The 13963-nt window shown below is 40.3% G+C and carries 8 protein-coding genes; 5 read left to right on the forward strand and 3 right to left on the reverse strand.

Going from position 1 to position 13963, the window contains the following annotated elements; all coding sequences use genetic code 11:
• From PARA125_RS06285 to PARA125_RS06295, 3 genes are all read right to left on the reverse strand, one after another.
• A partial coding sequence (locus tag PARA125_RS06285; protein WP_213157911.1) for a hypothetical protein occupies positions 1 to 1167 on the reverse strand: 1167 nt, incomplete at its 3' end.
• 711 nt (positions 1168 to 1878) lie between these two features.
• Complete coding sequence (locus PARA125_RS06290) at positions 1879 to 3126, reverse strand: IS256 family transposase (RefSeq protein ID WP_213157913.1); 1248 nt, start codon at positions 3124 to 3126, stop codon at positions 1879 to 1881.
• A gap of 264 nt (positions 3127 to 3390) precedes the next feature.
• Positions 3391 to 4230 carry an inverse autotransporter beta domain-containing protein gene (locus tag PARA125_RS06295; RefSeq protein ID WP_349305692.1) on the reverse strand — a complete coding sequence of 280 codons (840 nt, stop codon included), beginning with the start codon at positions 4228 to 4230 and terminating at the stop codon, positions 3391 to 3393.
• A gap of 302 nt (positions 4231 to 4532) precedes the next feature.
• Between PARA125_RS06295 and PARA125_RS06300 the strand changes: the two genes are divergently transcribed.
• From PARA125_RS06300 to PARA125_RS06320, 5 genes are all read left to right on the forward strand, one after another.
• Positions 4533 to 4715: a hypothetical protein gene (locus tag PARA125_RS06300; RefSeq protein ID WP_213157914.1), complete on the forward strand. Its 183-nt coding sequence runs from the start codon at positions 4533 to 4535 to the stop codon at positions 4713 to 4715.
• A gap of 570 nt (positions 4716 to 5285) precedes the next feature.
• Positions 5286 to 6647, forward strand: a complete 1362-nt coding sequence (locus PARA125_RS06305; RefSeq protein WP_213157915.1) for a leucine-rich repeat domain-containing protein — start codon at positions 5286 to 5288, stop codon at positions 6645 to 6647.
• A gap of 320 nt (positions 6648 to 6967) precedes the next feature.
• Positions 6968 to 9046, forward strand: a complete 2079-nt coding sequence (locus PARA125_RS06310; RefSeq protein ID WP_213157916.1) for a leucine-rich repeat domain-containing protein — start codon at positions 6968 to 6970, stop codon at positions 9044 to 9046.
• Between the two features lie 390 nt (positions 9047 to 9436).
• Positions 9437 to 11554 (forward strand): leucine-rich repeat domain-containing protein, encoded by a 2118-nt coding sequence (locus PARA125_RS06315; RefSeq protein ID WP_213157918.1) that lies wholly within the window; start codon positions 9437 to 9439, stop codon positions 11552 to 11554.
• A 499-nt stretch (positions 11555 to 12053) separates the two neighbouring features.
• The gene (locus tag PARA125_RS06320; RefSeq protein ID WP_213157920.1) at positions 12054 to 13904 is read left to right on the forward strand and encodes a leucine-rich repeat domain-containing protein; all 1851 of its coding nucleotides are present in this window, start codon (positions 12054 to 12056) and stop codon (positions 13902 to 13904) included.
• Positions 13905 to 13963 lie beyond the last annotated feature (59 nt).

Genomic DNA, 13963 nt, shown 5'->3' on the forward strand with positions numbered 1-13963 from the left:
TAAGACCGTTAGCTCCTTGTTTAATGCTTGTGTTTCTTTGTCTAGGCTATGGATTAAAGTCTGTTTCTGGCTTTTTAAATGGAGGATTTGCCCATGGCAGGTCGTGCATTCTTCCAAATACTCCACATAAAGTCTGTTAAGGGCCGCAATCGGAATGTCTTGCTTGCCTACTGGGACTACATCTGATAGGCGTAGCTCTTCAATTTTAGCTTTCAGCTTTGCTAAATGGGTGTTATGTATTTTTTCTACCTCTTGAAAAATGGCTTCGCAATCCCCTTGGCAGTGTGAAAGATGGTTTTCTAAGCCTTCTTCAGGCAATTCGGAGGTAAGTATTTTGCTTAGCTTTTTCTTAACTAGCGCTTTAAACTCCTGCCACTCTTCTATTTCCAAACTGCAGCGCAAAGAAAATAAACTCGCCGCCATTTCTTGCACGTGTTTTTTGTATTTAAACTCTTTAAATAGGGCGGTAAATTCTTCTGCTGAAAAAAGCCTTTTTCCTTGAATGGAGGGGTTATTTTCTTCGTCGTGCAGAAATTTGGGATAGTTTTCTTGATCATTTACTAGAGTGTCTAGATAGGCATTTGAATCTCGCTGCGCAGCAGAAGTCATTTTAAATAGTTCTTCGGAAATGGTATAAAAACCCTCAATCACCGCATTGCTGACCCTTCCTTCAAAGTCAGGCCCTTTTGCTTTAACTCTGGGGGCCGCACGCTCAAAAAAAGAGCTTTCGCCTTTAAAGGTAGTATGGATAGAAGTGTCAATATCTGAGGTTAATTTGCGACTTCCTGGAGCTTTGATCGCAACGATACACTTGGCAGGATTTGCTAAGCCTGTAGGCAAGTGAGTGGTTTTTTGCGTGACTATAAAATGATACCAAGTGGCCTTAAAGGTATACCCTCCCTGCGACGTTTTTGCTAGAACACCCGTGGGCTCGGCGGTTAAGTTAAAATAAGCGGCAGGAAAAATTCTTAAAATCGCTTCGCGGTAGCTGGCATAATCTACGATATCGCGATCCTCTATATGCTCTTGCATCTGCTGGGTAGCCAGCAGCTGAGCTCCTTCTTCCGGACGCAAGGTCATGACATAGGTTCTTTTAAGGGTTTCCCAATCGGTATCTCCTAACTTTTCAAACCGTTGGATCGCTGGAAAATCGTGTGGAATAGACATAATCAACTCTTTGGCTAAATACTACGTTTAATGAAAAAATATGCTTTAAAAATCTGAAACGAGGGTCTTCATTCATTCCCGCTCTCTTACTCATCAGAAGCTAAAACCTAATTAAATTTTTAGTTTTATGCAAGTTTTTTAGCTAAGTTTTAAAACTTTGATAAAGTGCCCTTAAAAAAGCTCACAAAAGTCTTTGTTGTTCCCTTATCATGCTGTATCTTGATAATAATACGCGTTCGCTTGATATTTGCAGCGCCAAACAGACCGCTCCAAAGCGCCTGCTTGGTAGTCTTTTGTATATAAACTAATAGATGTCTAGTTTCTTGTTTGATTAAAGGCTTGGCAGAAGCCAGGAAGATTAAAGCTAATAGGCACGGCGTCATATACGGCGTCATATATTGACACCAACCTGTATAGCTTCTGATTTTATATTGACCTAGATCAAATTCTCTTTATAGAAGCCTCCAAGCGCTCCTAAATAGCACAACGGCTGCCTATGCGGTTTAGCCCTCTCTTATAATGCCTACTAGCTTAATGCCTACTAGCTTGGCAAAAAGCGTTATTCTGAGAGATTGTGGAGTTGCTTTTCAATTAAAATGCTGCTATTGAAAAGCCTGAATTAAAAGGCTTAACCTTTTGCGCCATGTTTCAAAAGCAACAAGAGATATTATCAAATCTTGTGGATGAGCGTTCCCCAATTTCTTGAAATTTCTAGGCTACCTGTTCTTTTTCTTTGACTTCTTCGCCATCCTTAAACTTGGTTCCATGGATAACCTTTTCTATTAATTCATGTCCTCTAAGTCTTCTCCAATGTTTTTCAGCGGTTGTAGCTAGCTTGTATACCATGGTAAGCGTACAAATCCTAGATCCGCATCCTTTAGTTTGTCGTGTGCGATGTCTGATTGTGGCAAAAGTTGATTCTATAGGATTAGTCGTGCGAATATGCCCCCAGTGCATCGCTGGGAAATCATAAAAAGCCATTAAAGCTTCTTTATCTTTCAGCAGACATGCGCAAGCTTTTGGATATTTAGCTTCATAAAGATGCACAAAGGCCTCAAAGGCTCTAAATCCTTCCTCCTTAGTAGGGGCCATATAAATCTCGTGGATCATCTTCTTGGCATTGATTTGGGCACCTTTTGGCATTTTATCTAAAATATTTGCTGTTTTATGCACCCAGCATCTTTGTCCACGAGTTTTTGGAAATTCCTCCTCCATGGCCACCCAAAATCCTAAAGCGCCATCGCCCACAGCTAGATGCGGGCCGTACTGTAATCCACGCCGCTTTAAATCCTGCAAGACTTCTTTCCAAGACAGCTTGCTTTCTCTTATCCCATCGTGAATGGCGACAAGCTCCTTCTTGCCATTTTCTAATGCTCCTATAATCACCAGAAGGCAGGGTCTTTCATCATTTAATCTCACATTAAAATAAATGCCATCCACCCAAAAATAGACATACTTTTTGCAACTCAAATCTCTCTCATGCCATTTTTTAAAATCTTTTTCCCAACTTTCTTTTAGTCTCACAATATTTGTAGCTGATAAGCCTTTAGCATTCTCTCCTAAAATTGCTTCTAGTGCCTCTCCAAATTCATCTGTAGAAACCCCTTTGAGATATAAAGCTGGAATTAGAGCATCTAAGCTGGCTGTTCTTCTCAAGTACGGCGGTAGAATCTGACTTGTAAATTTCTTGCCTTCTCTTTTGTCTCTCACCCTTGGTTGTTTAATTGAAATTTCTCCCATGCCTGTTTGAATGGTTCTTTCGGGCAGATATCCATTGCGAGTAACTACTCTTCTATTTGCTTCATCCTTAATAGATTTCAAACTCTCGATATATTCAGCTACTTCATTTTCAACTGCTTGCATTAAAAGCTTTTTTGCGCCTTCTCTCAAGATTTGCTCCAAATTATCTTTAAATGGATGCGGTGGATTTTTATTCTCAAAAATGAGATCCTCTTTCATGAGCGTTTCCTCTTTGTTTTGAAATTTTTGATTGCTATTCAAAATTTCATTGAGGTTACGCTCTTCTTATCTTAAGATCCACAACTTTTGATAATATCTCTGCACTTGTCTTTCTTAGGCATAATGGCAAAAAACCAAGATACGATACCGACGAATTTTTAGAATTTATTGTGCAAGTTGCTCAAGGAAAGAAAAGCCATCAAGAAATAAGTCAATATCTCGAGAAGCTTTGCGCTTAAATTTGCTCCGATTCATATTACTCCCCTACCAATTCCAGGTCCAATTGCAGCAACGATCGGTCAATATTACTCCATTGCGCCGCACAGGCTGCACTGAAAAAGAAGGGTCTTGGCAAAGATCGGAGGAAAAGCGGCCAATAAAAGGAATCGAAATCGCAAAAAACCCTTGAATTTGGGTGACGTAAAATTTGTCGTGGCTTGCGCGAATGCCTATAGATACCAAAGATTTCCAATCGATTGCGAGGCGGGCGTGGACGCCAGAGAAATGTTTAAAATGTTTACGGGAGAAGTAATAAGGGCCTACAGCTGCATATAAATCAAAATCTCTACAAGTGAACAAAGATTTTCCGATTTCTGCCTCTAAACCCCCATAAGAATATTCCGAGCTGCATCTGGTCGCTTGAAATCCACTGCCCAGGTTATCAAAATAACAACAGGGGCCGGGATGTACTTTTGCTAAGATAGGCAAGTAACCATTGATTCTTATATCATAACAATCGGTAAGCCATTCAAATCCTACCCCGATTTGATGAAAATTTCGTTTTAAGCGCCCTCTTAGATAATCATAGTAAGCGTTTAAGCCAATTATGCGACCTTCTGCCAAGCTTTTTCTGATCCCACCACCCACACTAGCGCCCCATTTCCCCTTATCATAGCGATAACCATTAGTATCAAGAAAAAGGCTTATATCTTCGTTTGCCAGAGGAAAAAAAAGATGAAGATCTAAATAATCCCTATCAATACTAATAAATTTCCCCGTGTGATAGCGACATTCAAATTGAGGGGATTTCAGTTCCAAGCTTTGTATTTGGAAAACCAATCCTACAAAATAAAGAAAAAGGGATAATCGATACTTAAAAGCCACGAAAAACACCACTTATTCTGTTGTTTAAATTCTAATGAGAGGGATAGGACATTTTACTTTTCGTATCTACGCCTACTCACCCGTGCTTTGGTTTTCTCGCGTAGATTTTCAGAGCGAATTTGATCGTTAGGATATATTTTTACCAGCATCCCTCATTCGCCTCTTTCAGGGATTAATTGCGTGATAGTTTTTTTCTATATTTTTGACAAGAAAAGTTTTTGAATAAGGTTTATCGAGACTCTTTTGAAAGAAATTAGACGAAATTTTTAGTAGGTGGGTGCCTATAAATTTAAAGGGGTGCCATGAAGTTTGGAAAGAGAGCCGATTTGGATGATAATAAATTTCGTTGCTTAGCGGGAGCCAAGCATTTGATATTCAATAGAATGTTATCAATATTGCAAGGAGCAGATAAAGAAGAAAAATCCAAAGATGGCCGTCAAAACAAACTGGGATTGGAGAATATGCTGCTTATGGCTTTAGCGTAGATAAGGAGCATTTGGCATATTTTCAAATAAGTCAAAGCTAGGAGATTAGTGAAAACTCGGCTTATAAAGCCGTAAAATGGTCAAAGATACTTTGATTAATCATAACGAATTTGCCCTTCCAAGGAAAAAGAGCTCTCAAAAAGTGCTACCGATTAGGAGGTTATTTTAATTGATGCGACTGAAAGCCCAAATTGAGCGTCCTAAAAAACAAAAGCGCTATTAGTTGCGAAAAAGAAAAAAGACATACTCTAAAAAACTCAAATTGTAGCGGATAAAAAACCCCAAAAGTTTATTTGCACAGCTTTTTGTAATGGCAAAGGACATGACTTTAGATTGTTTAAGGCTTTCCTTAAACTGATGGCTTTTAAAATTCTCTATGTCCTCTCTATCTAACAGAGCCTCAATTTTCCTAGCCAAGCTCTTGCTTTATTTCCAGCAACCAAGTTAAAAATTGTCTAAAAAAGAAAAAAGAATCGATCTTTTTAAATAAAAAACTAAGGCACGTTTAAAAAAGGTACACCAAGCCTATAAATTCGCTTAAATGATTTATCACCAATGGGAGGAGCTCATATGTTGCCGCCAACCACTTCTAGTACGCAATTAGACTTTCACAACACTGTTTCAGAAAGCATCGAAGATGCCGTTTCAGGAGAACTAATGACCAAAGCGGTGACTTTGGTTCCTTGCGGCCACACCTTTAATAAGAACACGGTGATTCAATGCTTAGCGCGCAATAAGCTCTGCCCCTTGGATAGGGAGCCTATTGAAAGATATGTCCGTAACTATACGGTTAGACAGTTAGCGGAAGCTGTTAAAACGCATCCTTTAGAAGAAGTTAAACAAAAGCCTAGTGAAGAAGCTCAAGAGCATTTCTCTCGAGGAAAGGAGCTTTGCGAAAAAGGCAAGGAAAAAGCATCTTTTTCTGCCAAAGAAGACTATATCGAGCTTTTATTTAACCTTTTAGAAGAACCCTCTGTTCAAGAGCAAGAGTCTTTAAAACAAATGCTAGAAAGCCATCTCGAAGGGCTCGTGAACCAAGAAAACGAAGGGCTAACAGTCAAAGAGCAAGAAAACTATAAGTGGACAAAAAACTTGCTCGGGGAAAGCAAAAAAGTGCGGCTATTTGCCGTGCAAAAACTGCAGCAAATTCAGCAAAACCCTTCGTTTCTTTCCATGCCTCCTCTAGCTAGCGCCCCTGCTAAGCAAATACAAGACTCTACTTTAGAGGCAATGGCCATCCTTTATGGCAAAATCCTTCATTTTCACTTTCCTGAAGAAAGGGAAAACCTGGCAGAAAAAGCCTTCATTTTAGATAGCATTTATGAGATTGATTCTAACCTTGCTAATGAAGCTAAAGTGCCCCTCATTTTTAAAAACCTCTTTAAAAAAGCTCAATCCCTTTCTCCTTTAGAATTTGAGGATAACAATCAGCAAAAAGAGCCTTTTACTCTGGCTACTTATGCCTCTTATCTCCTCAATATTAACCGCTTCTTACTTTGCCAGAGGATGCCTGGAGGAGAAGAGTACCTAAACCAAGCAGAGATTAAAGCTTTGCCTTTTAAGCAAAAAGGAGAGCTTTTTAAAGAGTGGATAAAGGAACAGGGGGAAAATATTGTGATGTTAGATTTAAATAATGCGGGCTTGACTTTTTTACCTCCTGAAATTGGGATATTTTCTCAGCTGCATGACCTTGAATTAAGCTATAATCAGCTGACGACTCTTCCTACCAGCATTGGGCAACTTTCTCGGCTGATATGGCTTGTCTTAAGCCATAATCAGCTAACAGTTCTTCCTGCCAGTATTGGACAGCTTTCTCAGCTGCAGCAGCTTAACTTAGACCATAATCGGCTAAAAACTCTTTCTGTAGAAATCAAACGGCTTCACAAGTGCAAAATAACGTTAAATGGAAACCCTTTGCAAAATGGAGGCTAAAAAAATAAATTTAACCTTTATAGAAAATACCTCATTTTAAAGATGAACAAATAAGAGAGGAGGGGTCCAGAGGATTATTAACCTTTTGTACCCCGCAAAATTTAATTTTATAAAAAACGCCTTATATCTCCCCTAACCACCAAAGCTTCGATTCTCAGGACCAATCCCTTGCTTTATTTCCAGCAATCAAAATAAAAATTGCCTAAAAAAGAAAAAAAGAATAAATCCTTTTAAGTAAAAAGCTAAGGCGAGTCTAAAAAAGACACGCCACGCCTATAAATTCGCTTAAATGATTTTGCCACCAAATGGGAGGAGCTCATATGTTGCCGCCAACCACTTCTAATACACAAGTAGACTTTCGCACCACTGTTTCAGAAGGTCTCGAAGATGCCGTTTCAGGAGAACTAATGACCAAAGCGGTGACTTTGGTTCCTTGTGGCCATACCTTTGATAAAGATACAGTGGTCCAATGCTTAGCGCGCGATAAACTCTGCCCCTTGGATAGGAAGCCTATTGAAAGATATGTCCGTAACTATACAGTTAGGCAGTTAGCGGAAGCCGCTAAATCGCATCCTTTAGAAGAAGTTAAACAAAAGCCTAGTGAAGAAGCTCAAGAGTATTTCTTACGAGGAAAGGAGCTTTGCGAAAAAAATGAAAATGAAGCTGCCATAGAAGCTTTGCTACACGCTTTAAAATTAAGCCCCTTTTATGAAAAAGCACAGGCTTATTTGGAGTTTTGCCTTAAATGCTCCTCAAAGCCTTCTTCCCAGCCTCTTTCTCTCTCCAAAAAAGGTAAAGAAAAAATATCTTCTTCTTCTGCCAAAGAAGACTATATCGAGCTTTTATTTAACCTTTTAGAAGAACCCTCTATTCAAGAGCACCCCTCTTTGAAACACTTACTAGAAAGCCAGCTCCAAGTATTGGTTAGCCAAGAAAGCGAAGAGCTAACAGTCAAAGAGCAAGAAAGCTATAAGTGGACAAAAAACTTGCTAGGGGAAAGCAAAAAAGTGAGGCAATTTGCCGTGCAAAAGCTGCAGCAAATTCAACAAAGCCCTTCGTTTCTTTCCGTGCCTCCTTTAGCTAGCGCCCCTGCTAAACAAATACAAGGCTCTATTTTAGAGGAGATGGCCATCCTTTATGAGGGAATCCTTCATTTTCACTTCCCTGAAGAAAGGGAAAACCTGGCAGAAAAAGCCTCCATTTTAGATAGCATTTATGAGATTGATTCCAGTCTTGCTAATGAAGCTAAAGTGCCCCTCATCTTTAAAAACCTCTTTAAAAAGGCCCAATCCCTTTCTCCTTTAGAATTTGAGGATAACAATCAGCAAAAAGAGCCTTTTAATTTGGCTACTTATGCCTCCTATCTCCGCAATATTAACCGCCTCTTACTTTGGCAAAAGTTGCCTGGAGGAGAGGACTGCTTAAACCAAGCTAAGATGAAAGCTTTGCCTTTAAAGCAAAAAGGAGAGCTTCTTAAAGAGTGGATAAAAGAGCATGGGAAGAATATCTTGGCACTAAATTTATATAATTTAGGCTTAACTTTTTTAGCACCAGAAATTGGGCAACTTTCCAATTTGAAAGTGCTTGACTTAAGACGAAATCAGCTAACAGTTCTTCCTGCCACAATTGGGCAGCTTACTCGTCTACAACTACTTGACCTAGGGGGAAACCAGCTGGCGTCTCTTCCTGACACAATTGAGCGTCTTTCTCATTTGAAAGAGCTTAGGGTAGAACGAAATCAGCTGACGGTTCTTCCTAACACTATTGAACGGCTTTCAAAGCTAGTATGGCTTTATTTAGGCCAAAACCAGTTGACAGCCTTTCCTGCTAGCATTGGGCAACTTACTCAGCTCCAAAAGCTTGACTTAGAGGACAACCTGCTAAAGACTCTTCCTGCCACAATTGGGCAGCTTACTCAGCTACAACTACTTGACCTAGGAGGAAACCAGCTGAAAGCTCTTCCTGACACAATTGGGCAACTTTCAAAGCTTTCAATACTTAACTTATGGGCAAACCAGCTAGTGGCTCTTCCCGATACCGTTGGACAGCTTTCAAAGCTGTCAATGCTTAACTTAGCGGAAAACCAGCTAACGGCTCTTCCCGATACCATTGGACAGCTTTCAGAGCTGTCAACGCTTAACTTAGCGCAAAACCAGCTAACGGCTCTTCCTGATACCCTTGGACAGCTTTCAAAGCTGTCGTTGCTTCACTTAGGGGAAAACCAGCTAACGGCTCTTCCAGCCACAATTGGTCAACTTGCTCAGTTAAGACTACTTATCTTATGGGAAAACAAGCTGAAGGCTCTTCCTGTGGAAATCAAACAACTTCAAGGGTGTAAAATACGGTTAAGTGGGAACCCTTTGCAAATAGGCGCAAAAGCAAGCATAGCGCCTTCATGAAAAATAGAGAATGAGAATATTTTCAAGCAAAAAAAATAACGCTTAGGCAAAAAGAGGCCCTTTTATTGGCTTTTAGCCACTTTAAGCCTTATAGAAAAGGCCTCATTTAAAGATGAGCAAATAAGGGAGGAGGGGTCCAGAGGATTATTAACCTTTTGTACCCCGCAAAATTTAATTTTATAAAAAACGCCTTATATCTCCTCTAACCATCAAAGCTTCGATTCTCAGGACCAATCCCTTGCTTTATTTCCAGCAATCAAAATAAAAATTGCCTAAAAAAGAAAAAAAGAATAAATCCTTTTAAATAAAAAGCTAAGGCGAACCTAAAAAAGACAAGCCACGCCTATAAATTCGCTTAAATGATTTTACCACCAAATGGAAGGAGCTCATATGTTGCCGCCAACCGCTTCTAGTACGCAAGTAGACTTTCGCACCACTGTTTCAGAAGGTATCGAAGATGCCGTTTCAGGAGAATTAATGACCAAAGCGGTGACTTTGGTGCCTTGTGGCCATACTTTTAATAAGGACACGGTGATCCAATGCTTAGCGCGCAATAAGCTCTGTCCCTTGGATAGGGAGCCTATTGAAAGATATGTCCGTAACTATACGGTTAGGCAGCTAGCAGAAGCCGCTAAATCGCATCCTTTAGAAGAAATTAAACAAAAGCCTAGTGAAGAAGCTCAAGAGTATTTCTTACGGGGAAAGGAGCTTTGCGAAAAAAACGACAATGAAGCTGCCATAGAAGCTTTGCTACACGCTTTGAAACTAAGCCCCTTTTATGAAAAAGCGCAGGCTTATTTGGAGTTTTGCCTTAAACGCTCCTCAAAGCCTTCTTCCCAGCCTCTTTCTCTCTCCAAAAAAGGTAAAGAAAAAATATCTTCTTCTTCTGCCAAAGAAGACTATATCGAGCTTTTATTTAACCTTTTAGAAGAATCCTCTGTTCAAGAGCACCCCTCTTTGAAACACTTGCTAGAAAGCCAGCTCCAAGTATTGGTTAGCCAAGAAAGCGAAAAGCTAACAGTCAAAGAGCAAGAAGGCTATAAGTGGACCAAAAACTTGCTAGGAGAAGGCAAAAAGGTTCGACTATTTACCGTGCAAAAACTCCAGCAGGTTGCGATGGCCATCCTTTATGAGGAAATCCTCCATTTTCACTTTCCTGAGGAAAGGGAAAACCTGGCAGAAAAAGCCTCCATTTTAGATAGCATTTATGAGATTGATCCCAGTCTTGCTAATGAAGCTAAAGTGCCCCTCATTTTTGAAAACCTCTTTAAAAAGGCTCAATTTCTTTCTCCTTTAGAATTTGAGGATAACAATCAAAAAAAAGAGCCTTTTACTTTGCCTACTTATGCCTCCTATCTCCTGAATATTAACCGCCTCTTACTTTGGCAAAAGTTGCCTGGAGGAAAAGACTGCTTAAACCAAGCTGAGATGAAAGCTTTGCCTTTAAAGCAAAAAGGAGAGCTTTTTAAAGAGTGGATAAAAGAGCATGGGAAGAATGTCTCGAAGCTAGATTTATTTAATTCAAGCTTAACTTTTTTAGCACCAGAAATTGGGCAGCTTTCCAATTTGAAAGCGCTTGACTTAACGCAAAATCACCTAACAGTTCTTCCTACCACAATTGGGCAGCTTATTCAGCTAACAGTACTTAACTTAGGGGGAAACCAGCTGACGTCTCTTCCTGACACAATTGGACAGCTTCCAAAGCTAGAAGAGCTTTATTTAAGCCAAAACAAGCTGACGTCTCTTCCCGATACCATTGGACAGCTTTCAAAGCTGCAGCAGCTTAACTTATGGGGAAACCAGCTGACATCTCTTCCTGACACAATTGGACAGCTTATAAAGCTAGAAGAGCTTTATTTGAACCAAAACAAGCTGACGGCTCTTCTCGATACCATTGGACAGCTTTCAAAGCTGCAGCGGCTTAACTTAGAGGAAAACCAGCTGGCTTCTCTTCCCGATACCATTGGACAGCTTTCAAAGCTAAAAGGGCTTTATTTAAGCCAAAACGAGCTGGCTTCTCTTCCTGACACAATTGGACAGCTTTCAGAGCTTTCTACACTTGACTTAGGGGAAAACCAGCTGACGGCTCTTCCCGATACCATTGGACAGCTTTCAAAGCTTTCTGCACTTCACTTAGGGGAAAACCAACTAACGGCTCTTCCCGATACCATTGGACAGCTTTCAAAGCTGCAGAAGCTTAGCTTAGGGGAAAACCAGCTAACGGCTCTTCCTGACACAATTGGGCAGCTTACTCAGCTACAACTACTCGAACTAGGAGGAAACCAGCTGAAAGCCCTTCCTGACACAATTGGGCAGCTTTCAAAGCTTTCAATACTTACCTTATGGGCAAACCAGCTAACGGCTCTTCCCGCCACAATTGGGCAGCTTGCTCAGTTACGACTACTTGACCTAGAGGCTAACCAGCTGAGGGCTCTTCCCCTGGAAATCAAACGACTTCAAGAATGTAGGATTTGTCTAGATGGGAACCCTCTGCAAAATGATGGTTAAAAAAGATAAAAGAGCCTTAAAAGTAAGCATAGCGCCTCCATGAAAAATAGAGCATGAGAACATTTCCAAGCAAAAAAATAACGCTTAGACAAAAAGGGGCCCTTTTATTGGCTTTTAGCCACTTTAAGCCTTATAGAAAAGGCCTCATTAGAGACATGGCTTTAGATTGTTTGAGGCTAAAAAATAAATTTAACCTTTATAGAAAATACCTCATTCTAAAGATGAGTAAATAAGGGAGGAGGGGTCCATCGGATTATTAACCTTTTGTACCCCGCAAAATTTAATTTTATAAAAAACGCCTTATATCTCCCCTAACCACCAAAGCTTCGATTCTCAGGACCAATCCCTTGCTTCATTTCCAGCAACCAAGTTAAAAATTGCCTAAAAAAGAAAAAAAGAATAAATCCTTTTAAGTAAAAAGCTAAGGCGAATCTAAAAAAGGCACGCCACGCCTATAAATTCGCTTAAATGATTTTACCACCAAATGGGAGGAGCTCATATGTTGCCGCCAATCACTTCTAATACGCAAGTAGACTTTCGCACCACTGTTTCAGAGGGCATCGAAGATGCCGTTTCAGGAGAACTAATGACCAAAGCGGTGACTTTGGTGCCTTGTGGCCATACCTTTAATAAGGACACAGTGATCCAATGCTTAGCGCGCAATAAGCTCTGCCCCTTGGATAGGGAGCCTATTGAAAGATATGTCCGTAACTATACGGTTAGGCAGTTAGCGGAAGCAGCTAAATCGCATCCTTTAGAAGAAGTTAAACAAAAGCCTAGTGAAGAAGCTCAAAAGTATTTCTTACGGGGAAAGGATCTTTGCGAAAAAAATGAAAATGAAGCTGCCATAGAAGTTTTGCTACACGCTTTGAAATTAAGCCCCTTTTATGAAAAAGCGCAGGCTTATTTGGAGTTTTGCCTTAAATGCTCCTCAAAGCCTTCTTCCCAGCCCCTTTCTCCCCCTCTTTCTCTCTCCAAAAAAGGTAAGGAAAAAATATCTTCTTCTGCCAAAGAAGACTATATCGAGCTTTTATTTAACCTTTTAGAAGAACCCTCTATTCAAGAGCACACCTCGTTGAAACACTTACTAGAAAGCCAGCTCCAAGCATTGGTTAACCAAGAAAGCGAAAAGCTAACAGTCAAAGAGCAAGAAGGCTATAAGTGGACCAAAAACTTGCTAGGAGAAGGCAAAAAGGTTCGGCTATTTACCGTGCAAAAACTCCAGCAGATTGCGATGGCCATCCTTTATGAGGAAATTCTCCATTTTCACTTTCCTGAAGAAAGGGAAAACCTGGCAGAAAAAGCCTCCATTTTAGATAGCATTTATGAGATTGATCCCAGTCTTGCTAATGAAGCTAAAGTGCCCCTCATTTTTGAAAACCTCTTTAAAAAGGCTCAATCTCTTTCTCCTTTAGAATTTAAGGATAACAATCAAAAAAAAGAGCCTTTTACTTTGCCTACTTATGCCTCCTATCTCCTGAATATTAACCGCCTCTTACTTTGGCAAAAGTTGCCTGGAGGAGAAGACTGCTTAAACCAAGCTAAGATGAAAACTTTGCTTTTAAAGCAAAAAGGAGAACTTCTTAAAGAGTGGATAAAAGAGCATGGAAAGTATATCTCGGAACTAAATTTATCCAATTTAGGCTTAACTTTTTTAGCGCCAGAAATTGGGCAGCTCTCCAATTTGAAAATGCTTGACTTAAAGCGAAACCAGCTAACAGTTCTTCCTACCACAATTGGTCAGCTTACTCGCCTACAACTACTTGACCTAGGGACAAACCAGCTAACGGCCCTTTCTGACACAATTGGACAGCTTTCAGGGCTAAAAGTGCTTTATTTAAGCCAAAACGAGCTGACGGTTCTTCCCGATACCATTGGGCAGCTTTCTCAGCTGCAGTATCTTAACTTAGATAAAAACCAGCTAACGGCTCTTCCAGACACAATTGGACAGCTTTCAGAGCTAAAAGCACTTTATTTAAGCCAAAACGAGCTGACGGTTCTTCCCGATACCATTGGGCAGCTTTCTCAGCTGCAGCATCTTAACTTAGATAAAAACCAGCTAACGGCTCTTCCTGATACCATTGGGCAGCTTTTAAAGCTGTCAGTGCTTTACTTAGGAGAAAACCAATTAACCGCTCTTCCTGATACCATTGGACAGCTTTCAAAGCTGTCAATGCTTATCTTAGATAGAAACCAGCTAACGGCTCTTCCCGCCACAATTGGGCAGCTTGCTCAGTTAGGACTACTTGACCTAAGGACAAACCAGCTGAGGGCTCTTCCCGTGGAAATCAAACGACTTCAAGAATGTAGGATTTGTCTAGATGAGAACCCTCTGCAAAATGATGGTTAAAAAAGATAAAAGAGCCTTAAAAGTAAGCATAGCGCCTCCATGAAAAATAGGGCATGAGA

It is taken from the genome of Parachlamydia sp. AcF125 (genome assembly GCF_018342475.1).
Classification (GTDB): Bacteria; Chlamydiota; Chlamydiia; order Chlamydiales; family Parachlamydiaceae; genus Parachlamydia.